Source organism: Myxococcus sp. NMCA1, assembly GCF_026810205.1.
GTDB classification, from domain to species: domain Bacteria; phylum Myxococcota; class Myxococcia; order Myxococcales; family Myxococcaceae; genus Myxococcus; species Myxococcus xanthus_A.
Map to the genome: position 1 here is coordinate 3,574,144 of NZ_CP113950.1, position 21,057 is coordinate 3,595,200.

The following is a 21,057-nucleotide window of genomic DNA, read 5'->3' on the forward strand; positions in this document are numbered from 1 at the left end:
GCTTCTTTCGAAAGGACGTCCCGCGATGCGCTCCCGGATTCTCACCTCGCTGATGTTGAGCCTCGCCGTCGCGCCAACCGTGTACGCCCAGCAGGAGAACGAGGAAGAGCAGGACACGGGCGGTGAGATGGACGGCGCCGAGGTGATGGACGAGGCGCCCGATTCCGCGCGGCCGACCTCCGTGGCCATTCCGCCCGGCGCGCCCCGGGGCCGTGAGAGCGCCCCCGGTGAGGTCCACTCCGTGGAGTCGGGTGACACGCTGTGGGACTTGTCCCAGCGTTACCTGGGCAGCCCCTGGTACTGGCCCAAGGTCTGGTCCTACAACCCGGAGATCGCCAACCCGCACTGGATCTACCCCGGCAACCAGGTGCGCTTCTTCGCCGCGGGCGAGGAGGTCCCCACCCAGGTGACGGAGATGGTGGTGGACGAGGGCGACGTGACGGCCCCCATGGAGATGGCCTCCAACGACCAGGTCACCGTGACGGGCAAGATTGGCTTCGACGTGGCCAGCTCCGTCCCTGTGACGACGCAGGGCTTCGTCACCCAGCGCGAGCTGGACGAGGCCGGCCGCATCGAGGGCTCGCCCTCCAACGCGGTGATGCTCTCCTTCCCGGACAGCGTCTACGTGCGCTTCAAGCGGAAGGGTGACGTGAAGGTGGGGGACCGCTACGTCGTCTACCACACCACCCAGGCCGTGAAGCACCCGGTGAACGGGCGTCAGCTGGGCTTCCTCACCGACTTCGTGGGCACCCTGCGCGTGCAGCGCGTGGGCGACGGCATCGTCACCGCGCAGATCATGGACACCTGGGACGGCATTGAGCGTGGCGACCTGGTGGGCCCCGTGGGTGAGCGCCTCACCGAGCGCGTGGCGCCGAAGCCAAACGCGAAGCAGGTGGACGGCACCGTCATCACCGCGCTGGTGCCGTACCTCACGGTGCTGGGTGAGAACCACAGCATCGTCGTGGACAAGGGCAGCGCGGACGGCGTGGAGCTGGGCAACACCTTCAACATCCTCCGCAAGGGCGACCCGTCCCGCCACGTGCTGGGCCACGACGTGCGCAAGCCGTCCAAGGAGGAGCAGTCCTTCCCCTGGCGGAGCATCGGCGCGTGCATGGTGACCGAGGTCAAGGAGCGCACCTCCAACTGCCTCATGACCCGCTCCCTGGAGGAACTGGTCCCCGGCGACCGCGCCCACATGTCCGCGGGCTCGTCGCCCTCGGCCAGCCGCTGAGCGGCGCGGCAGGAAAAGTGCAACGGGCCCCTCGGATGGAGGGGCTGAGTGCTTGACCGGTGGCGGTCCGGTGTCTATGTGTCGCGCCCCTCCCAGCGGCCCCACCTTCTATATAGGTGGGTATCGAGCGGGGGACGGGTATGGCGGACGCTGAGACGGACAGCCTCACGGCGGAGCAGCAGGCATGCCTCGCACTCTGGGCCGTTCCCGGCCTGGGGCCGAGGACGCTGGTCGCCCTGCGTGCGTTCGCGGACGGAAGCCTCGCGCCGCTCGCCGCGACTCCGGTGCGAGACTGGGTGTCCCAGGCGCCGGTTTCCTCACAGGTTCGTCGCAAGCTCGCCTCCGTGGAGCGCCTGGCGCCGGTGGCGTGGCGGGTGTGGGACGCCTGCCGGACGTCGGGCATGAAGGTGGCGTTCCAGGGGCAGGCGGCCTATCCAGAGCGGCTGGCGGAGGTGGTGGATGCGCCGCCGGTGCTCTTCTACCGGGGCGTGCCGGGGCTGCCGCGGCGCCGGCTGGCCATGGTAGGCAGCCGTCATCCGGATCAGGGCTTCCTGCCGTTCGCGCGGCGCTTCGCCCGGCAGGTGGCGGAGTCGGGCGTGGGGGTGGTGTCAGGGGCGGCGGCGGGGGTGGACCGGGCCTGTCACTGGGGCGCGCTGGAGGCGGGGGGAGAGACGTGGGCCTTCCTGGGGTCCGCCCTGGATGCACTCGACACGGCGCAAGCCCGCCTGCTTCCTCATTTCCTGGACCGAGGGGGCGTGTTCTTCAGCGAGCTGCCTCCCGGCGTCCGGGCAAGCACCACGACGTTTCCCCGGCGCAACCGGCTCATCTCCGGGGCATCCGACGCAGTCTTGGTGCTGAGGGCGGGGAAGGATTCGGGGAGCCTGTACACGGCGGAGGCGGGGCGGGCGCAGGGGCGGCCGGTGTTCGCGATGCCCGGTGACGTACGCCAGGAGGAGGCGGCCGGCTGCAACGCATTGCTGCGGGACGGGGAGGCGGCGGTGTGCCTGGGCCCGGATGATGTGTGGAGGGTGCTGAAAGTCGACCCTCTGGCGGCGGTTCCTCCTGGGACGATGGGCTCATGGGAGGACCTCTCCGTGGAAGCGAAGGGGGCCTTCGCGATGTTGGACCGGGTTCCCCGGAGCTTCGACGAGGTGCTGGTCGGCAGCACCTTCTCACCGGCGGCGCTCGCCAGCGCGCTGGTGGAGCTGGAATTGACGGGGCTGGTCATCCAGCACCCCGGAAGGCTGTACGAAAGAATCTAGGTAGGAGAGTCATGGCCACGCGGACGAAGAAGAAGGTGGAAGAGACTGAGGCGGCCGAGGTGAAGGCGCCCGCCAAGAAGGCCGCCGCCAAGAAGAAGCCTGCGGCCAAGAAGAAGGCCGCCGCCAAGAAGAAGACGGCGGCCCGCCGCCGCACCAAGAAGGGCGACGAGGACGAACTCCCCACCGTGGAAGCAGACGCGGAGGAGGAGGTCACGCCCCGTGGCAAGGGCCCGCACTACCTGGTCGTCGTGGAGTCTCCCGCCAAGGCGAAGACCATCAAGAAGTACCTGGGCTCCGGCTACACGGTGAAGGCCTCCGTGGGCCACGTGAAGGACCTGCCCAAGAGCAAGATGGGCGTCGACGTGGAGCACGACTTCCGGCCCGAGTACACGGTCATCAAGGGCAAGGAGAAGGTCCTCAACGAGCTCAAGAAGATGGCGAAGTCGGCCGACCGCGTCTTCCTGGCCACGGACCCCGACCGCGAGGGCGAGGCGATTGCCTGGCACATCAAGGAGGAGCTGGCGCATCCCGACGCGCTCCGGGTGACCTTCAACGAAATCACCAAGAAGGCCATCCAGGAAGCCATCGCCCAGCCGCGCCAGCTCAACCAGGACAACTACGACTCGCAGCAGACGCGCCGCATCCTCGACCGGCTGGTGGGGTATCAAATCTCCCCGCTGCTCTGGAAGAAGGTGCGCCGAGGCCTGTCCGCCGGCCGCGTGCAGTCCGTGGCGGTGCGCCTCATCGTGGAGCGCGAGGACGAAATCAAGGCCTTCGTCCCCGAGGAGTATTGGACGCTGGACGCGCTGCTGGAGGGACCCGCGGGCCCGCCGCCGTTCAAGGCCAAGCTGTCCAAGCTGGACGGCAAGAAGGTGGAGCTGAAGGAGCGCGTCTTCACGGAGAGCCTGGTCGCCGAACTCCAGACGGCCAGCTTCGTGGTGGCGAAGGTGGACCGCCGCGAGCGCCGCCGCAACGCGCCCGCGCCGTTCATCACCTCCAAGCTCCAGCAGGAGGCGGCGAACCGGCTGTCCTTCACCGCGAAGAAGACGATGACGCTGGCGCAGCGCCTCTACGAAGGTGTGCCGCTGGGTGACGAGGGCCAGACGGCGCTCATCACATACATGCGTACGGACTCCACCCGTCTGTCCGACGACGCGGTGACGCAGGTGCGCGAGTTCATCGGCGGCAAGTACGGCAAGGACTTCCTGCCCGACGAGCCCATGGTGTACCGCAGCAAGAAGAGCGCCCAGGACGCGCACGAGGCCATCCGGCCCACGTCGCTGGAGTACCCGCCGGAGCGGGTGAAGTCCTTCTTCGAGGCCATGGGCGAGGAGGACATGTACCGCCTCTACGAGCTCATCTGGAACCGCTTCGTCGCGTGTCAGATGAAGCCCGCCGTCTATGACCAGACCAGCGCGGACATCGCCGCGGGCCGGGCCACCTTCCGCGCCTCCGGCAGCACGCTGAAGTTCGCCGGCTACCTGGCGGTGTACGGCGCTGGCCTGACGCCGGAGGAAGAGGCGGAGAAGGAGAAGGCCAAGGCCGCAGGTGACGAGAACGCCGAGGGCGCCGACGCCGTGGGCGACCTGCCGGTGCTCAACGACGGTGACGCGCTGAACCTCCAGAAGCTGCTCCACGAGCAGCACTTCACCCAGCCGCCCCCGCGCTTCAGCGAGGCCACGCTGGTGAAGGAGCTGGAAGAGCGCGGCATCGGCCGTCCGTCCACCTACGCGGCCATTCTCTCCACCATCCAGGACAAGAAGTACGTGGAGAAGCTGGAGGGGCGCTTCCGGCCCACGGACCTGGGGAACATGACCAACGAGATGCTGGTCAAGCACTTCCCCCACGAACTGGACGTCACCTTCACGGCGACCATGGAGGAGAAGCTCGACCAGATCTCCGAGGGCGGCGCCAACTGGAAGTCCGTGCTGCACGACTTCTACGGGCCCTTCAAGGAGACGCTCGAGAAGGCCGAAGCGGAGATGCGCGACGTCAAGCGGGAGGAGATCAAGACGGACATCCCCTGCGAGAAGTGCGGCAACCTCTTCGTCATCAAGTTCGGGAAGATGGGGCACTTCCTCGCGTGCTCGAACTACCCGGACTGCAAGAACACGAAGGACTTCAAGCGCGACGCCGAGGGCAAGATCGTCATGGTGGAGGAGGAGACCACCGACGAGATTTGCGAGAAGTGCGGCAAGCCCATGGTCATCAAGCGGGGTCGCTTCGGGCGCTTCCTGGCCTGTTCGGGCTACCCGGACTGCAAGACGTCCAAGCCCATCTCCATCGGCGTGTCGTGTCCGGAGTGCAAGGAGGGCTACCTGACGGAGCGCCGCAGTGGCCGCGGGAAGATCTTCTTCGGCTGCAACCGCTACCCGGACTGCAAGTTCGCCGCCTGGGACCGGCCGCTGGCCGAGCCGTGCCCCACCTGCGCGTCGCCCTACCTGCTCCAGAAGTTCTCCAAGCGGGACGGCCCGTACGTGGCGTGCCCCAACAAGGAGTGCGACTACCGGCGCGAAATCACCGAGCAGCCCGGGGGCCCGGGTGGGTCACCCGAAGCCTCCTCGGCTGCTTGAAAGCCCAGTAGTTACATGGGCATGGCCCGTCCTCGGCTTGACAGCCTTGGCGGGCCCGCCCTAGAAGTCCAGGCTGCTCCCTCCCCGGGAACGTCGAACGGGTGCCCGCCTCTGGATGGGCGCGCCCCGGGGGGCGGGCGTCGAAAGGACTCTGGGCGCAATGATTCCCTCGGTAAGCGAGCTGCTGCTGGACGTGACCCTCGCGGCCACGGAAGGGGGCAAGCTGGGCGTCACGGACTCCGTCATCAAGTTCTTCAAGGATGGCGGACCGTTCATGTTCGTGAACCTGTTCTGGCTGGCGTGCTCGCTGGCGGTCGCGCTGGAGCGCATCGTCACCCTGGTGTTCCGCTACAACCTCAACGCGCCGCCCTTCATGGAACAGATCGCCAAGCTGGTGCGCAGCGGCAACCTGGACCGGGCCGTGAAGGTGTGCGCCATGGCGCCCAACGCGCCGTTGGCCAAGGTGGTCCGCGCGGGCCTGGTGAACGCCAACCGCGGTGAGATTGAGGTCTCCAAGGCGGTGGAAGAGGCCATCGTCGAGCACAGCCCGAACGTGTCCAAGCGCATCCCCTGGCTGTGGTCGCTGGCGAACATCGCCACGCTGGTGGGGTTGGTGGGCACCATCTTCGGCCTCATCGGCACCTTCCAGGCGCTGGGCAACGTGCCGGCGGAGCAGAAGCAGGTGCTGCTGTCGGACGGCATCTCCAAGGCGATGAACAACACCGCCTTCGCGCTCTCCATCGCCGTCATCTGCATCATCTTCCACCTGTTCCTCACGTCGTACGCGAAGAGCATGGTGGAGGGGCTGGAGCTCAACGCGCTCAAGCTGGAGAACCTCCTGTCGCGCCGCGGTTCCGTGGACCCGGCCACCACGGAGCTCGAGGCGCGCGCGTCGTAGAGCGCAAGGGCACGCGGCCATGGCGTTCCACTACTCCCGGCGCAAGCTGAAGGTTCGTGAGGAAGAAGAGGCGGGCGAGCTGAACATCGTCCCGTACCTCGACATCCTCATGAACCTCATCATCTTCATGCTGCTGTCCATCACCGGCCTGGCGACGTTCGGCATCATCAACGTCAACGCCCCCGCCTACGGTGCGCCGACGACGGGCATGGCCCAGGAGAACCCGGACGATGCGCCGAAGCTGACGCTGTCCGTGCTCATCTCCAAGAAGGGGCACTTCGTCAGCAGCGAGAACGCCATCCTCGGGGAGGCGGGTACGCCCACCATCCCCGTGAAGGCGGACGGCGCGCACGACTTCTCCGCGCTCAACGCGAAGATGGTGGAGATCAAGTCCGCCTTCCCCAAGGAGACGAAGGTCATCGTGGGCGCGGACCCGGACGTCCCCTACGAGACGCTGACGCAGACGCTGGACGCCATCCGTGAGACGCAGGGCCGCGAGCGCCGGCTGCTGTTCCCGGACGTCACCCTGGGAGCCATCTGAGCCATGGCCGACCCGACGACATCCGCCCTGGAGACGCCCGACGCGGAAGCCGTGGCGCGGCTGAGCTACCGCCGGGCCCTGGCGCGCAAGAAGCGCAAGGAGCGCGAGGCGGCGGGGGAGATCAAGGAGCTGAACATCACCGCGATGATGGACATGATGACCATCCTCCTGGTGTTCCTGCTCAAGTCCTTCGCCTCGTCGTCCGCGGCGGTGACGGCGTCCGAGGACGTGCGCCCGCCCGTGTCCTCCACGCGCGCCACGCCCAAGGACACCGTGGCCGTCACCATCACGCCCAGGAATGTGCTGGTGGGTGAGCGGGAGGTCCTGCGGCTGCAGAACGGTCAGTTCCCGGCCGACAAGGTCCAGGGGCGGCTGGTGCTGCCGCTGGATGCGCAGCTGAAGAAGGAAGTGGAGAAGCTGAAGTACATCGCCGCGCGCAACCCGTCGGCGCCCTTCAGCGGGGAACTGTCCGTCATCGCGGACAAGAAGATTCCCTACGACATGCTCCTCACCGTGCTCTACACGGCGGGGCAGAACGAGCTGGAGAACTACCGCTTCGTGGTGCTCCAGAAAGAGGGCGAGTAGCACGCTCCCGGGGCGGCACCGGGAGCGCGCGCTCGCATCGCCTCAGAGAGACGGGCTGGCCATGGGGCCGCCGCGCGTCTCGAGTTCGTGGATGCTGGCGTCCTCCTCGCAGCGGATGGCGAAGGGCAGGGCCTCCAGGCGTTCGATGGGAATCTCGAAGCCGCAGTCCACGCACTCGCCGAACACGCCCATCTCCATGCGGCGCAGCGCCGCGTCGATGAGCATGATTTCGCGCCGCTGCGATTCCATCAGACTGGAAAGGGTGTAGTCGGCCAGCTCGGACTGGGCGTTCTCTTCGTATTCGGGGTCCCGCTCCTGGTTCTTCAGGGCGGTGAGCTCGCGGTGCGCACCCTCGTTGGCGCTGAGAATCTCCCGGCGGCGGCGCTGCAGGAGTTCGCGGATCCGGATCAGGTCCTGATTTCGGCGGGTCGCCATGGCTTCGGTACTCCCAGTGTTCGAGTTCATTGGCGCTCGCCCGGATGCTGGCCGCCCCCGAGCGGCGAACGCGAGAAACGTAGGGGTTCAACCCAGGTAGGGAAACCGCGCCTTCCAGCCGGAGACGGAGGCGGCCTGCTGGGCAGCCGGCCAGGTGCGAAACCATTGCGAAAGCGTGGGGTTGCACACGGCTGAATCGACGCTGGGCCAGGGCGTGTCAGTCCTGCTAACAGTTGCTGGACGGCCCAGCGGCGCGGGCCTGGAGGAAGCGGATGGCGGATCAGAAGCAGCGGGTGACGGTGATTGGCGGCGGCCTGGCGGGGACGGAGTGTGCCTACCAGCTCGCCCGCCGCGGGGTGCCGGTGGTGCTGCGGGAGATGAAGCCCCAGAAGCGTTCGCCCGCGCACAAGTCGGACACGCTGGCGGAGCTGGTGTGCAGCAACTCGCTGCGCTCGGACAACCCGGAGAGCGCCATTGGCCTGCTACACGCGGAGCTGCGCGCGCTGGGCTCGCTGGTGCTGGGCTCGGCGGACGCGAACCGGGTGCCCGCGGGTGACGCGCTGGCGGTGGAGCGCGAGCGCTTCTCCGCCACGATTACGGAGTCCCTGCTGCGCCAGCCCGGCGTGGAGATGGTGGCCGGCGAGGTGGAGCACCTGCCCGAGGACGGCCCGGTGGTGATTGCCACGGGGCCGCTCACGTCGGACGCGCTCACGCGGGAGCTGGAGCGCCACGTGGGCGCCAAGCTCTACTTCTATGACTCCATCGCGCCCATCCTGTCGGCGGACTCCATCGACATGAACGTGGCGTTCCGCCAGAGCCGCTATGGCAAGGGCGGCGGGGACGACTACCTCAACCTGCCGATGACGAAGGACGAGTACTACCGCTTCATCGCCGAGGTGAAGGCGGGGCAGAAGGTGGTGCCGCACGCTTTCGAGGAACCCAAGTACTTCGAAGGGTGTCTGCCCATTGAAGTGATGGCCGAGCGTGGCGACGACACCCTGGCCTACGGGCCCATGAAGCCGGTGGGCCTGAGGGACCCGCGCACGGGCCAGGATCCCCACGCGGTGGTGCAACTGCGCATGGAGGACGTGGGCGGCACGTCCTGGAACATGGTGGGCTTCCAGACGCGGCTGACCTGGGGTGAACAGAAGCGCATCTTCAGCAACTTCATCCCCGGACTTCAGCAAGCGGAGTTCCTCCGGATGGGGCAGATCCACCGGAACACCTTCATCGACTCGCCCCGGCTGCTGGCGAAGGACTTGTCGCTGAAGACGGAGCCCCGGCTCTACTTCGCGGGGCAGATCTCCGGCGTGGAGGGCTACGTGGAGAGCGCGGCATGTGGATACCTGGTGGCGTTGGCGCTGCACGCCCGGCTGACGGGGACGGAGTTCGTTCCGCCGCCGGCCACCACGGCGATGGGCGCGCTGCTGCGGCACGTGACGGGCGAGGCGCATCCGCCGGACTACCCGCACCAGCCCTCCAACATCATCTTCGGCATCTTTCCTCCGCTGACCGGGCGGATGAAGAAGGCGGAGAAGCGCGCGGCGTATTCGGCGCGAGCGAAGCAGGACCTGGCGGCATGGCTGCCGCATGCGGGCGTCCCGGCGGCGGGCGCCCCCGAGCACGTGGATCAGAGGAGCGCATGATGCGGATGCGGCAGGGGCGGCTGTGGACCGCGGGCCTGATGGCCTCGCTGGTGATGGCGGGCACGGGCTGCAAGCAGGGTGAGAATGGCGGCTCGGAGGCCCCGGGCGTGCGGCGTACCAAGGCCGCCGCGACGGCGGAGAAGTCGCCACCGCCCGGTGCCCCTGGCGCGGGGCAGGGCACGCTGCTGGCCTCGGGCCGCGTGACGGACCTGCGGGTGACGCCGGACGGCCGCTTCGCCACGTACATCGTCAACGGGCAGAAGCCCCGGATGGATGGCATCCCGCCGCAGATGGTGCTGGGCGAGCTGTACGTGGTTCCGGTGGAGGGCGGCGAACCGCGCAAGCTGGGCGAGGGCGTGACGAACGTCCCGGGCGGCCAGCTGGTTGCGCCAGGCTCGAAGCACGTCCTCTTCCTCTTCGGCTACAACCCGGCGACGCAGTCGGGTTCGCTGACCGTGGCGTCGTTGGATGACGCGAAGGCGGCGCCTGTCATGCTGGGCACGGCGGTCAGCTACATGCTGCCCAGCCCGGATGGAACGAAGCTGGCCTACGTGGACGGCGGCAAGCTGAAGCTGGGCGCGCTGCCGTCGGGGCCCTTCACGGACGTGGCGGCGGAGGTCAGCACGGCCCAGTTCACGCCGGACGGCAAGACGCTGCTCTTCAAGCGCCGGCTGTCCGCGGCGGGGGGCCTTGCGGCCATCTCCGTGGAGAAGCCAGACGCGCCGCCCGTCAAGGTGGGGGACCAGGTGGGGGACTACGAAGTCTCCCCGGATGGTCAGCGCGTGGCCTTCCAGGTGCGCAGCGAGTCGGTGCGGGGGCTGTATGACTTGTACCTGGCGGAGCTGCCGGAGCTGAAGGCGAAGCGGCTGGCGGTGGCCTCGGGGGTGTTTGCCTTTTCGCCCGACGGCAAGTGGCTGGCGCGCACGGAGAATGGCAAGCCGAACGTGCCCGGGGACTTGCACCTGGGCCCGGCGACGGGGGGCGCGGGGCGCAAGCTGGGCGTGCAGGTGGAGAAGCTGGTCTTCTCGCCGGACTCGCAGGCGGTGGGCTTCTTGGAGAAGTATGACTCAACGGCGAACGCGGGGCTGATGTCGGTGGCCGCGCTGCCGGACGGCACGACGAAGCAGGTGGGCGGCCGCGTGCCCAACTTCGTCTGGGGCTCGGACGGGCGCTATGTGGCGTTCCTCTCGCGCATCCTCAAGCCCGCGTACTCGGTGGACCTGATGCTGTACACCCTGGGTGAGGAGCGGGCGGCGAAGGTGCAGCAGGGCGTCTTCGGCTATGGCTTCACGCCGGGCAACGGGCAGGTGGTGTTCCGCTCCAACTGCATCCGCAACGGGCGCTCGTGTGACTTCATGGCCATGGACCTGCCCCGGCAGGCGGACCCCCGCACGTGGCTGCAGGGCATCTTCAGCTACAAGCTGTCCGAGGACGGCCAGCGGGTGCTTGTCACCTATGCCCGCATGGACTCGGACACCTATGACGTGGCGGTGTACGACGTGAAGACGCAGGCGCGGAAGACGCTGGACCAGGGCGTCCAGGTGCCGGTGTCCTTCGGGGGCAAGAATGACTCGCTTGCCGTGTACGCCATTACGCAGGGGCCCAAGGCCGGCATCTACAGCGTCCCCGCGACGCCGTAGCTTTTGACTGTTGAGGATCGTGCGATTCGCCGGGCGGTGTGCTTACTTCCGCCGCCTGAATGGCTTCGCTCATCTATCGCCGCTACGGCGGCTCGCTCCAGGTCGACATCCCCTCCTTCGATGTGCTGGTGGAGGCGATCCGCATCCCTGAAACGCAGTGGATTGCCACGGCGTGCCCGTTGGAGGGCCTGAGCTGTGATCCTCGCCTGCTGACGTTGATGGACGCGGACGGCAATGGCCGCATCCGCGTGGCGGAGGTGCGCACGGCGGTGGACTGGGCCGCCAAACAGCTCAAGGACCGGCGCGGCGCGGACGCCTCCAGTGACGTGCTGGAGCTGGACGCGCTCAGCGAGGAGGCGAAGCCCCTGCGCGGCGCGGCGGAGATGATTCTCCGGACGCTGAAGGCGACGGACGCCGGGCGCATCTCCCTGGCGCAGGTTCGCGAGAGCGAGAAGGCCCTGCGAGAGGCCGGGCAGAACGGCGATGGCATCGTCGCGCCCGAGCACCTGCCCGAGCACCTGCGGCCCCTGGCCCAGGAGCTGATGGCCAGCTTTCCCGCGCTGACGAACCGGGCGGGCAAGGTGGGCGTGGACGCGACGCTGGTGGCACGCTTCCGCGAGGAGCGCGCGAAGCTGAGGGAGCACCGGGAGAAGCAGGGCGCGGCGTTCGTCTGGGGCGACGTCAGCCTGGACACGGCGAAGCGCGTGCGCGACGTGGCGCCGCTGCTGGATGCGTACTTCGTGCAGTGCCGGCTGGTGGCCGCGCAGCCCGAAGCGGCGGCGAGCCTGCGCCTGCGCGCGGAGCGGGTGGAGGGGGCGCTGGGTGACGTGGCGGCGCTGGGGAAGGCGGCGGGCGACCTGCCCATCGCGCCGCCGGATGCGTCGGGTGTGCTGGAGTGGGCCCGTCTCCTGCGAGGGCCCGCGTACGAGGTGCTGGAGGCGTTCCGGACGGACGTCGCCACGCCGATGACGGGGGATTCGCAGCGGCTGTCGGACTCGGCGTGGCGGGAGTTGGTGGCGAAGGCGGACGGCGTGCTGGCGTGGCAGGCGCAGCTCGAGGCGAACCCGGTGCGCAAGCTGATGGACGCGCTGCCGTCGGTTTCGGACGCGGACCTTGGTGCCCTGGACGCCGCGAGCGCGGCGGACCTCGCGCTCAAGCCCACGCTGGATGCAGTCAATGAGTTGGAGCGGTTGGTGCTCTACCAGCGCTGGCTGCTGCTGTTCGCGAACAACTTCATCAGCATGCCCAGCCTCTACATGCCCAAGCGGTTGGCGCTGGTGGAGAAGGGGACGCTCATCCTGGGCGGGCGCAAGTACACGCTGTCGGTGCTGGTGACGAACCGGGCCGCGCACTCCGCGCTCACCGCGCTGGGGACCACCTGCATCCTCTACGTCCAGGTGGCGCCGAAGGACGGGACGCCCGGGTATGAAGTGGCGGTGCCGGTGACGAGCGGCCGGAGCACGGAGCTCGCGGTGGGCAAGCGGGGCGTCTTCTACGACGTGGACGGCGTGGAGAGCGACGCCATCGTGACGCAGGTGGTACGTCAGCCCGTGTCGCTGTGGGAGGCGATGACCATGCCCTTCGCGCGCATTGGTGACTTCATCACCAGTAAGGTGGAGGGCCTGGCCTCGGCGGGGGAGAAGACGTTCGATTCGACGCTGGAGCAGGGCTACACGAACGCGACGAACGCGCCGCTGGTGGCGCCTCCTCCGGCGGCGGGCGCGGCTCCCGCTGCTGCCGCGGCGCCCGCGGGAGGCGGGTTGGCGGGCATCGTGGCGGCGGGCGGTCTGGCGGCGGCGGCGCTGGGGTCGTCCTTCGCGTTCATCATGACGCAGGTGAAGTCGCTGACGCTGGTGGACCTCATCTCCGCGGCGACGCTGATTGCCATTGTCGTCATGGCCCCGGCGGGGCTCCTGGGCTGGCTGAAGCTGCGCCGGCGCAACCTGGCGCTGCTGTTGGAAGGCTCGGGCTGGGCGCTGAATGACCGTCTGATGCTGACGCCGGAGCTGTCCTCGCTGGTGACGCGCCGTCCGAAGCTGCCCTCGAACGCCCGGGTGGACCGCATGGACATGGTGCGCTCGGCGCTGGCTCGGCAGCAGCAGGACGACGAGGCGGAGGGCACGTCCGGGTGGACGAAGCTGGCCATTACGCTGGCGGTGATTTTCGTCCTGCTCTGGCAGATCCGGATTCCGCTGCTGACCTGGTTCTGCCACGCGGGCTGGTTGTCTCAGGACACTTGCCTGGCGGTGTTGCCGTCCCAGGCGGAACTGGCTCCGGCGGCGGCAGCGGCGCCTGCCGCGGCTCCAGCCAAGGCACCATAGGCTCACCGCGAATCTTGCCAGGATTTCTCCGGCCCGTAGGCTCGTCCCCGATGACGAGCCTGTCGCCGCTGCTGGAGAAGTTCCGCGCCCACCTGGAGGACGAGAAGGGCTCGTCCCCGCACACGGTGCGCAACTACCTCATCGACCTGGTGGACTTCGAGCGCTACCTGGTGGAGCGAATGAAGTTATCGCTCCTGTCGGGGACGCACGCGGCGATTCGTGGCTACCTGGGCACGTTGAGCACGGACCACGCCCCGGCGAGCCGGGCGCGGCGGCTGGCGAGCATCAAGTCGTTCTACAAGTACCTCGTTCGGCAGAAGCTGTTGCCCGCGAGCCCCGCGAAGCTGGTGAAGAGTCCGAAGCTGCCGAAGACGCTGCCCAAGGTGCTGCCGGTGGAGGAGGTCTTCGCCATCCTGGACATGCCCGACCTGAAGACGGTGCTCGGGCTGCGGGACAGGGCGATTCTCGAGCTGCTCTATGGCGGCGGCCTGCGTATCAGTGAGTTGTGCGGGTTGGACCTGCTGGACATCGACCGGAGCGGGCGAATCGTCCGGGTGATGGGCAAGGGGAGCAAGGAGCGGCTCGTGCCCGTGAATGCGCAGTCCATCCGGGCGCTGGAGGCGTACCTCGCGAGGCGGGGAGAGCTGCTGGCCACGATTCGGAAGGACCAGGCGCCGGATGCGATGTTCCTCAACTTCCGGGGTGGACGCCTGACGCCGAGGAGCATCGCGCGGCACCTGGATACATACGTGCTGAAGTGCGCGCTGACGCGGAAGGTGAGCCCGCACGCCATGCGTCACTCCTTCGCCACGCACCTGCTGGGCGGCGGCGCGGACATCCGCAGCATCCAGGAGTTGCTGGGCCATTCGAGCCTGTCCACCACGCAGCGGTATACCCAGGTGACGTGGGAGCAGCTCCAGCAGGTCTACGATTCCGCGCACCCGCGGGCGTGAGTGCTCGTCGACCAGGCGACGCCGCGTGATGGGGACCGTCATTGCTATCGCGAACGGGCTGGCTTGGTTCCTCCTGCCCTGGGTTTGTTGACGGACAGGTACACCGCGTTTCTGTTCCTCGGGACGGCACGCATGCAGCAGATGGCTTCGGGCGTTCCCGTGGTCTCACTGATTTTTTACGCCCGGTTCTGCTCCATTCGTTCGGCGTTGTCCCTGTCCTGTTTTGCTCCGGTACTCGCGGCGTTCTGTCTCGTCCATCTGGGCGTGCAGTGGGGCTTGCCGGTGCTATTGGCGCGCCAGCGGTCGTGACATCGAACCTGGGGCGTGGGCTGGGCGTAGGGGTAGCGAATCCCTATGTGGGGTGTCATAGCTGCTCGATGTGACCCCTCCCGCGCTCATCACCCTTGGCGTCCTCGCCGTCTCCCTGGTGCTCTTCGTGAGCGACCGGGTACGGCTGGACATCGTGGCGTTGCTCGCGCTGCTGTCGCTCCTCCTCTTCGACATCGTTCCTGTGGAGGATGCGCTCGCGGGTTTCAGCAACCCGGTGGTCATCATGCTGGTGGGGCTCTTCGTGATTGGCGGCGCCATCACGGAGACAGGACTGGCGGGGTGGCTGGGCCAGCGGCTGGGGCACCTCGCGGGGGAAGGGGAGGGGCGAACCATCGCCGTGGTGATGCTGGCCACCGCCGCGCTGTCTGCCTTCATGAGCTCCACGGGGACCGTGGCCATCCTGATGCCGGTGGTGGGGACGCTCGCCCTCCGGCGCGGAATCGCGCCCGCCCGCATCTACCTGCCCTTCGCGTTCGCCGCCCACCTGGGCAGCATGCTGACGCTCATCAGCACCCCGCCCAACCTCATCGTGAGTGGAGCACTTCGGGACGCAGGCCATGAGCCGTTCCGCTTCTTCACCTTCTTCCCCATCGGCGTGGTGATGCTCGCCGCGGGCATGCTGTTCCTCATCTTCGCCGGCAAATACCTGCTGCCCTCGGCGGCGCAGGGGCAGGTCACGGCGCAGGCCGTGCTGTCGCCCGAGGACTTCGCCACTGAGTACGGCCTGGGAACGTTGCTTCATTCCCTCCGCGTTCCTCGTGGTTCGAAGCTCATGGGCCGGACGCTCGGCGAAGCCAACCTGCGCTCCGCGCACGCAGTGAACGTGGTGGGCATCTCATTGGCGGGCGCTGCGCATCCGGTGGTTCCGCACCGTCCCTTCGGAGCAGACGAAGTCCTGGTCGTCCAGGGCCATGAGGATGCAGTCGTCGCGACGGTGGAGCACTGGGGGTTGGAGCGGCTCCCGTCCTTGCAATCGCTGTCGCTGCCTCCCGAGGAGTCGCTCGCGGAGGTGGTGATTCCCCGCCGCTCGGCGCTGGTGGGCCGGACGCTCCGTCAGGCGCGCTTTCGTGACCAGTTCCGGGCCACGGTGCTCGCGATTCGCCGGGGCACGGACGCGGTGGTGGATGCCTCGTCTCCCGCACTCAAGGACTTCACGCTGCGGCGCGGCGACACCCTGCTCGTGAAGGGCCGCAAGAAGCACCTGCGCAACCTGTCCGAGGCCCGAAGGGACCTCGTCCTGCTCGCAGAACCCGACCCGCGCACCGACCGCCTCGCGGATCCGCGGCGGGCGGCGCTCACCGTCATCATCACCCTGGCGATGCTGACGGTGATGGCCCTGGGCCTGCTGCCCAACGTGGTCGCTGTGCTGCTCGCAGCGGTTGCCATGGTGCTCACGGGCTGCGTGCGCCCCGCGGATGTCTACCGCACGGTCAACTGGGAGAGCGTCGTGCTCATCGCAGGAATGTTCCCGCTGGCCACCGCGCTGGAGCGGACCGGCGTGACGCAATTGGCGGTGGCGGGCCTGGAGCGGCTCTTCACCGGCGCCAGCCCCCACGCCGTGTTGGCGGTGCTCGCCATCGTGACCTCCACCCTGGGCCTGTTCATCTCCAACACGGCCACCGCCGTCCTCGTGGCCCCGGTGGCCCTCCGCATCGCGGAGTCCATGGACCTCCGGCCCGAGCCGCTGTTGATGGCGGTGGCCATCACCGCGTCGGCGGCGTTCGCCACACCCATCGCGTCGCCCGTGAACACGCTGGTCATGAGCCCCGGGGGCTACCGGTTCGCCGACTATGCCCGGGTGGGCATCCCGCTCCAGGTGCTCATCGTCGCGCTGGCGGTGCTGGTAGTGCCGTGGGTGCTTCCTTTTTGAAGTCTGAGAGCAGACAGCCAGTCACTGTTCCTTGGAAACACCGCGCCCGGCTTGTTAAACCCCGGGTCCTATGTTCCACGGCACCACCATTCTCTGCGTGCGGCGCGACGGGAAGGTCGCCATCGCCAGCGACGGCCAGGTCTCCCTCGAAAAGACCGTGATGAAGAACACGGCGAAGAAGGTCCGCCGGCTGGGCGAAGGCCAGGTGCTCGCCGGCTTCGCTGGCAGCACCGCAGACGCCTTCACGCTCTTCGAGCGCTTCGAGGCCAAGCTCAAGGAGCACCAGAAGAACATGGCCCGCGCCTGCGTGGAGCTGGGAAAGGACTGGCGCACCGACCGCTTCCTCCGCCGGCTGGAAGCGCTCCTCATCGTCGCCGACAAGGAGAAGACGTTCATCCTCTCCGGCGCGGGTGACGTGATTGAACCCGACTACGGCATCGCCGCCGTGGGCAGTGGTGGCCCCTACGCGTTCGCCGCCGCGCGCGCCCTCATGGCGCACACGCAGATGTCTGCTCGCGACGTGGTGCACCAGTCGCTCACCATCGCGGGTGAAATCGACATCTACACCAACGCCAACATCTCCATCGAAGAGCTCTAGGAGACACACCCCGTGGCCGAATCGCGCAAGTTGTCCGCCTTCACGCCTCGCGAGGTCGTCAGCGAGCTGGACCGCTACATCGTCGGGCAGAACGCCGCCAAGCGCGCCGTCGCCATTGCCCTGCGCAACCGGTGGCGCCGCCAGCAGGTCAACGACGACCTGCGGGACGAAATCCACCCGAAGAACATCATCATGATTGGCCCCACCGGCGTGGGGAAGACGGAGATTGCCCGCCGCCTGGCGAAGCTCGCCCAGGCGCCCTTCGTCAAGGTGGAGGCCTCCAAGTTCACCGAGGTCGGCTACGTCGGCCGTGACGTCGAGTCGATGATTCGCGACCTCGTCGAGGCCGCCATCGCGCTGGTCCGCGAGGAGGAGACCGAGAAGGTCGGCCCCCGCGCCGAGGAACTGGCCGAGGACCGCTTGATCGAGCTGATGCAGGGCGGCGGCGTGAAGTCGTCGTCCGCGACGCCGCCGTTCGGCTTCGCCCCACCGCCACCTCAACCGGCCCAGCGTGTCAGCGACACCGCGCGCGAGAAGTTCCGCGCCCAGCTCCGCGCCGGCACCCTGGATGACGTGGAGGTGGAGGTGGAGACCGCGGAGTCGTCGCCCACCTTCATGCGGGGCTTCTCCGGCCAGGGCATGGAGGAGATTGGCGTCAACCTCCAGGACCTCTTCAAGAACATGCCGGGCATGAACAAGACGCGCCGTCGTCGCGTGCGCGTGCCCGAGGCGCTTCAGCTCCTGCGCAAGGAAGAGGCCGCCAAGCTGGTGGACCCCGACCGCGTCCAGCGCGAGGCCGTGGTCCGCGCCGAGATGAACGGCATCATCTTCATCGACGAAATCGACAAGATTGCCAGCCGCGAGGGCGGCAAGGGTGGGGGAGGGCCGGACGTGTCCCGGGAGGGCGTCCAGCGGGACATTCTCCCCATCGTCGAGGGCTCCACCGTCAATACCAAGTATGGCGTCGTGAAGACGGACCACATGCTCTTCATCGCCGCTGGCGCCTTCCACGTCTCCAAGCCCAGCGACCTCATCCCGGAATTGCAGGGCCGCTTCCCCATCCGCGTGGAGCTGGAGCCCCTGACGGGCGAGGACCTGGTCCGAATCCTCCGTGAGCCGAAGAATTCACTCTTGCGACAGTACACGGCCCTGCTCAGCACTGAAGGTGTGCGTCTGTCCTTCACCGACGACGCGGTGACGGAGCTGGCGCGCATCGCCCAGCAGGCCAACGAGCGCACGGCGAACATCGGCGCCCGGCGGTTGCACACCATCCTGGAGCGACTGCTGGACGAGGTGTCCTTCTCCGCCAGTGAGATGGGCCCCCGGGATTTCCAGGTGGACGCAGCCTACGTGCGCGAGCGCCTGGCCGCCATCGTCCAGGACGAGGACCTGTCGCGCTACATCCTGTAGCGCGCTATATGCGGAGGGGCACCGTACCGCACGAAGGATGACTGCCTTGTCGCAATCCGAGCCGTCCCCCTCCGCATCGTCCGACTCCTCCACCGACGCCCTGGTCCAGAAGGCGAAGCGCCACCTGCTGCAGAACTACAAGCAGCCGCCCTTCGTCCTGGTTCGGGGCCAGGGAACTCGAGTCTGGGACACGGATGGCCGCGAGTACCTGGACCTGATTGGTGGCATCGCCACGTGCGCGCTGGGACACTGCCACCCGGACGTCGTGGCCGCCGCGAAGGCGCAGCTGGACTCACTGTGGCACGTCTCCAACGCGTTCTATTCGCAGCCCCAGATTGACCTGGCCGCGCAGCTCACCGAGTGGTCCGGCCTGTCGCGCGCGTTCTTCTGCAACTCGGGCGCGGAGGCGAACGAGGCGCTGCTCAAGCTGACGCGCAAGGTGATGAAGGACCGCGGCACGCCGGAGCGCTTCGAGGTCATCTCCTTCGACAGCAGCTTCCACGGCCGCACCCTGGCCACCGTCACCGCCACGGGCCAGACGAAGTACCAGAAGGGCTTCGAGCCGCTGCCCGCCGGCTTCACCCACGTGCCCTACGGCGACCTCGAAGCGGTGCGCAAGGCCGTGGGCCCGGCGACCGCCGCCATCCTCGTGGAGCCCATCCAAGGGGAGGGCGGGGTGCGAGTGGCGCCCCTGGGTTTCCTCGCCGGTCTGCGCGCGCTGTGTGACGAGCACGGGCTGCTGCTGCTGGTGGACGAAGTGCAGACGGGCATGGGCCGCACCGGCAAGCCGTTCGGCTTCATGCACGAGGGCATCGTCCCGGACGGCATCAGCGTGGCGAAGGCGCTGGGCAACGGCCTGCCCATTGGCGCCATGCTCTGCAAGGACGAGTTGGGCGCCAGCCTCACGCCGGGCACGCACGGCTCCACCTTCGGTGGCAACCCGGTGGCCGCGGCCGCCGCCAACGCCGTGGTGCGCATCCTCCGCCGTCCCGGCTTCCTGGACGAGGTCCAGGAGAAGGGCGCCTACCTCCTCGCCCGGGCGCGTGAGCTCCAGGGCCGGCTGCCCGCGGGCCGCATCCAGGCCGTGCGCGGCCAGGGGCTGCTGCTGGGCGTGGAGCTGGATCGCGAGGTGGCGCCCGTCATCGCCCAGCTGCGTGGGGAGGGGCTGCTGGTGAATGCCGCCGGCGACCGCACGCTGCGCTTCGCGCCGCCCTTCATCGTCACCGTGCGCGAGCTGGACGAAGGCCTGTCCATCCTCGAGCGCGTGCTCGCCGCCAACTGACCGGCGCGGCCGCGTTCCACCGCATGGGGGAAGGGTTCACGGGCGTTTGACGCCCTGCGTCCGGAACCCTAGTCTGGAAACTCCGGAAGTCTTTCCTCGGACCGCCACTGTGAGTGCGCCAAACACGATCATCGGGCTGGGGGCCCTGACGGATCACATTGCCACGGTGCCCCAACTGGATGCAGCGCGTCTCCAGCTCACCGCGGAAGAGGGCTCGGTGCTCCAGCTCGTGGGGCGCGTGGAGCGCATCGACCAGGTGCTGGCGCGCTCCAAGCTGGGCGAGCCGCGCACCATCGCCGTGCTGCTGGCGCTGCGGGCCAAGGGCGCCATCGTCCCCGCCCGGGTGGTGCCCCGGGGCGCGCCCGCGCCCGTGGTGGACGCGGCCATGGCCGAGCAGGTGGACCTGGAGCCGGAGCGGAAGAAGGAGATCATCGAGCTGGAGCGCTCGCTCGACGCGATGGACCACTTCGCCGTGCTGGGGCTGAAGCCCGGGGCTCCGGCGTCGGAGGTGAAGCAGGCGTACTACAACGCCTCGCGCCGCTTCCATCCGGACCGCTACTTCGGGAAGAACCTGGGCAGCTTCCGCGCCCGCATGGAGCGCATCTTCCGGCGCCTCACGGACGCGCACAACGTGCTCATGCAGCCCGACAAGCGCGAGGCCTACCTGCGCGCGAATCCGGCACTGGCTCAGGCCGAACGCGCCGCCGCGCCGCCGCCCCCCTCCGCGCCGCCTCCGTCCGCGCCTGCGCAGCAACTGCTGACGCCAGAGCCGCCGCCGGTGCATCAGGTTTCATCGCCACCCCCGGCGCCCCGTCCGCCCGTGGCGTCCAGCGGGCCTTCATCCATTCCGCCGCCGTCGCGTCCGCTGGCGCCACCGCCGGATGATGGCGCGTCCGAGGCGCGCCGGGCGGAGCGGCAGGCCCGGTTGGCCCGGCACCCCTACCTGGCGCGCACGGGCCGGCTGGCCGAGTTGATTGCCCGGGGCAAGGCCGCCATCGCCAGTGGCGACTGGGAGCGGGCCTATCACGACTTCCATCAGGTCCAGACGATGGACCCGAAGAACCGCGAAGTCGCGCTTCTCCTGGTCAAGGCGCGCCGGGGGCATGACTCGCAGCGGGCGACCATCGAAGTCGCTCGAGGGCGGGAGATGGAGCAGCACGGTGACACGCATGGCGCCATGTCGGCCTACCGGCTCGCCTGCTCCCTGGACGACCAGAACGCCGAGGCAGCCTGGCGCTGCGCCCGCCTGGGGCACCTGCTGGGGCAGGATGCCGCCGAAAGCCGAGGGCTGGCGCAGCGCGCCGTGGATCTGGACCCCGGCAAAGTCGAGCACCAACTGATGCTGGGAAAGGTGCTGTTGGACACCGGATCGAAGAAACTCGCGAAGCGGGCCTTCGAGGATGCGGCGAAGCTGGCCCCGGACAACGCGGAAGCGAAGGCCGCGCTCAAGAAGCTGCGCTGGACGTTCTAGGAGTAAGTACG

16 protein-coding genes are annotated in these 21,057 nt (G+C 68.5%); 15 read left to right on the forward strand and 1 reads right to left on the reverse strand.

Features of this window, described 5'->3' with window-relative positions:
• Positions 1-25 precede the first annotated feature (25 nt).
• From OZ403_RS15290 to OZ403_RS15315, 6 genes are all read left to right on the forward strand, one after another.
• Positions 26-1,231: a LysM peptidoglycan-binding domain-containing protein gene (locus OZ403_RS15290; RefSeq protein WP_174259271.1), complete on the forward strand. Its 1,206-nt coding sequence runs from the start codon at positions 26-28 to the stop codon at positions 1,229-1,231.
• A 140-nt stretch (positions 1,232-1,371) separates the two neighbouring features.
• Complete coding sequence (locus OZ403_RS15295; RefSeq protein WP_140790670.1) at positions 1,372-2,493, forward strand: DNA-processing protein DprA; 1,122 nt, start codon at positions 1,372-1,374, stop codon at positions 2,491-2,493.
• Positions 2,494-2,504: 11 nt separating this feature from the next.
• Positions 2,505-5,066: a type I DNA topoisomerase gene (gene topA, locus OZ403_RS15300; protein ID WP_268784507.1), complete on the forward strand. Its 2,562-nt coding sequence runs from the start codon at positions 2,505-2,507 to the stop codon at positions 5,064-5,066.
• A 160-nt stretch (positions 5,067-5,226) separates the two neighbouring features.
• A complete protein-coding gene (locus tag OZ403_RS15305; protein WP_026114210.1) occupies positions 5,227-5,964 on the forward strand; it encodes a MotA/TolQ/ExbB proton channel family protein in 738 nt (245 codons plus the stop codon).
• A gap of 19 nt (positions 5,965-5,983) precedes the next feature.
• Positions 5,984-6,505, forward strand: coding sequence for an ExbD/TolR family protein (locus tag OZ403_RS15310; RefSeq protein WP_011553060.1), 522 nt, complete (start codon positions 5,984-5,986; stop codon positions 6,503-6,505).
• A 3-nt stretch (positions 6,506-6,508) separates the two neighbouring features.
• On the forward strand, positions 6,509-7,090 hold the full coding sequence (locus OZ403_RS15315) for an ExbD/TolR family protein (RefSeq protein ID WP_140798197.1): 582 nt from the start codon (positions 6,509-6,511) through the stop codon (positions 7,088-7,090).
• A gap of 42 nt (positions 7,091-7,132) precedes the next feature.
• Here the strand turns inward: OZ403_RS15315 and OZ403_RS15320 are convergent, their stop codons facing one another.
• Entirely contained in the window at positions 7,133-7,525 is a 393-nt protein-coding gene (locus OZ403_RS15320) for a TraR/DksA family transcriptional regulator (RefSeq protein WP_140790676.1), read from the reverse strand.
• A gap of 272 nt (positions 7,526-7,797) precedes the next feature.
• Between OZ403_RS15320 and trmFO the strand changes: the two genes are divergently transcribed.
• The 9 genes from trmFO to OZ403_RS15365 all read left to right on the forward strand — a co-directional run bounded on the left by trmFO (position 7,798) and on the right by OZ403_RS15365 (position 21,046).
• Complete coding sequence (gene trmFO, locus OZ403_RS15325) at positions 7,798-9,171, forward strand: methylenetetrahydrofolate--tRNA-(uracil(54)-C(5))-methyltransferase (FADH(2)-oxidizing) TrmFO (RefSeq protein WP_268784508.1); 1,374 nt, start codon at positions 7,798-7,800, stop codon at positions 9,169-9,171.
• On the forward strand, positions 9,168-10,811 hold the full coding sequence (locus OZ403_RS15330; RefSeq protein WP_268784509.1) for a gliding motility protein: 1,644 nt from the start codon (positions 9,168-9,170) through the stop codon (positions 10,809-10,811). The genes trmFO and OZ403_RS15330 overlap by 4 nt, the downstream gene beginning before the upstream one ends.
• A 59-nt stretch (positions 10,812-10,870) precedes the next feature.
• Positions 10,871-13,132, forward strand: coding sequence for a kinesin (locus OZ403_RS15335; protein ID WP_268784510.1), 2,262 nt, complete (start codon positions 10,871-10,873; stop codon positions 13,130-13,132).
• Positions 13,133-13,182: 50 nt separating this feature from the next.
• Positions 13,183-14,085 (forward strand): tyrosine recombinase XerC, encoded by a 903-nt coding sequence (locus OZ403_RS15340; protein WP_268784511.1) that lies wholly within the window; start codon positions 13,183-13,185, stop codon positions 14,083-14,085.
• Between the two features lie 379 nt (positions 14,086-14,464).
• Positions 14,465-16,285 (forward strand): SLC13 family permease, encoded by a 1,821-nt coding sequence (locus OZ403_RS15345; protein ID WP_268784512.1) that lies wholly within the window; start codon positions 14,465-14,467, stop codon positions 16,283-16,285.
• A gap of 70 nt (positions 16,286-16,355) precedes the next feature.
• On the forward strand, positions 16,356-16,883 hold the full coding sequence (hslV, locus tag OZ403_RS15350; protein WP_011553068.1) for an ATP-dependent protease subunit HslV: 528 nt from the start codon (positions 16,356-16,358) through the stop codon (positions 16,881-16,883).
• Between the two features lie 12 nt (positions 16,884-16,895).
• Complete coding sequence (gene hslU / locus OZ403_RS15355; protein ID WP_140790688.1) at positions 16,896-18,293, forward strand: ATP-dependent protease ATPase subunit HslU; 1,398 nt, start codon at positions 16,896-16,898, stop codon at positions 18,291-18,293.
• Between the two features lie 37 nt (positions 18,294-18,330).
• Positions 18,331-19,575, forward strand: a complete 1,245-nt coding sequence (locus tag OZ403_RS15360) for an acetylornithine transaminase (protein WP_140790690.1) — start codon at positions 18,331-18,333, stop codon at positions 19,573-19,575.
• Between the two features lie 109 nt (positions 19,576-19,684).
• On the forward strand, positions 19,685-21,046 hold the full coding sequence (locus tag OZ403_RS15365; RefSeq protein WP_268784513.1) for a J domain-containing protein: 1,362 nt from the start codon (positions 19,685-19,687) through the stop codon (positions 21,044-21,046).
• The last annotated feature ends 11 nt before the right edge of the window (positions 21,047-21,057 follow it).

Coding starts and splice junctions, on each gene's coding strand:
- OZ403_RS15330 (WP_268784509.1), top strand. CDS start 9,168: ATGATGCGGATGCGGCAGGGGCGGCTGTGGACCGCGGGCCTGATGGCC.
- OZ403_RS15340 (WP_268784511.1), top strand. CDS start 13,183: ATGACGAGCCTGTCGCCGCTGCTGGAGAAGTTCCGCGCCCACCTGGAG.
- OZ403_RS15320 (WP_140790676.1), bottom strand. CDS start 7,525: ATGGCGACCCGCCGAAATCAGGACCTGATCCGGATCCGCGAACTCCTG.
- OZ403_RS15315 (WP_140798197.1), top strand. CDS start 6,509: ATGGCCGACCCGACGACATCCGCCCTGGAGACGCCCGACGCGGAAGCC.
- OZ403_RS15305 (WP_026114210.1), top strand. CDS start 5,227: ATGATTCCCTCGGTAAGCGAGCTGCTGCTGGACGTGACCCTCGCGGCC.
- trmFO (WP_268784508.1), top strand. CDS start 7,798: ATGGCGGATCAGAAGCAGCGGGTGACGGTGATTGGCGGCGGCCTGGCG.
- OZ403_RS15360 (WP_140790690.1), top strand. CDS start 18,331: ATGACTGCCTTGTCGCAATCCGAGCCGTCCCCCTCCGCATCGTCCGAC.
- topA (WP_268784507.1), top strand. CDS start 2,505: ATGGCCACGCGGACGAAGAAGAAGGTGGAAGAGACTGAGGCGGCCGAG.
- OZ403_RS15310 (WP_011553060.1), top strand. CDS start 5,984: ATGGCGTTCCACTACTCCCGGCGCAAGCTGAAGGTTCGTGAGGAAGAA.
- hslV (WP_011553068.1), top strand. CDS start 16,356: ATGTTCCACGGCACCACCATTCTCTGCGTGCGGCGCGACGGGAAGGTC.
- OZ403_RS15295 (WP_140790670.1), top strand. CDS start 1,372: ATGGCGGACGCTGAGACGGACAGCCTCACGGCGGAGCAGCAGGCATGC.
- OZ403_RS15335 (WP_268784510.1), top strand. CDS start 10,871: ATGGCTTCGCTCATCTATCGCCGCTACGGCGGCTCGCTCCAGGTCGAC.
- OZ403_RS15290 (WP_174259271.1), top strand. CDS start 26: ATGCGCTCCCGGATTCTCACCTCGCTGATGTTGAGCCTCGCCGTCGCG.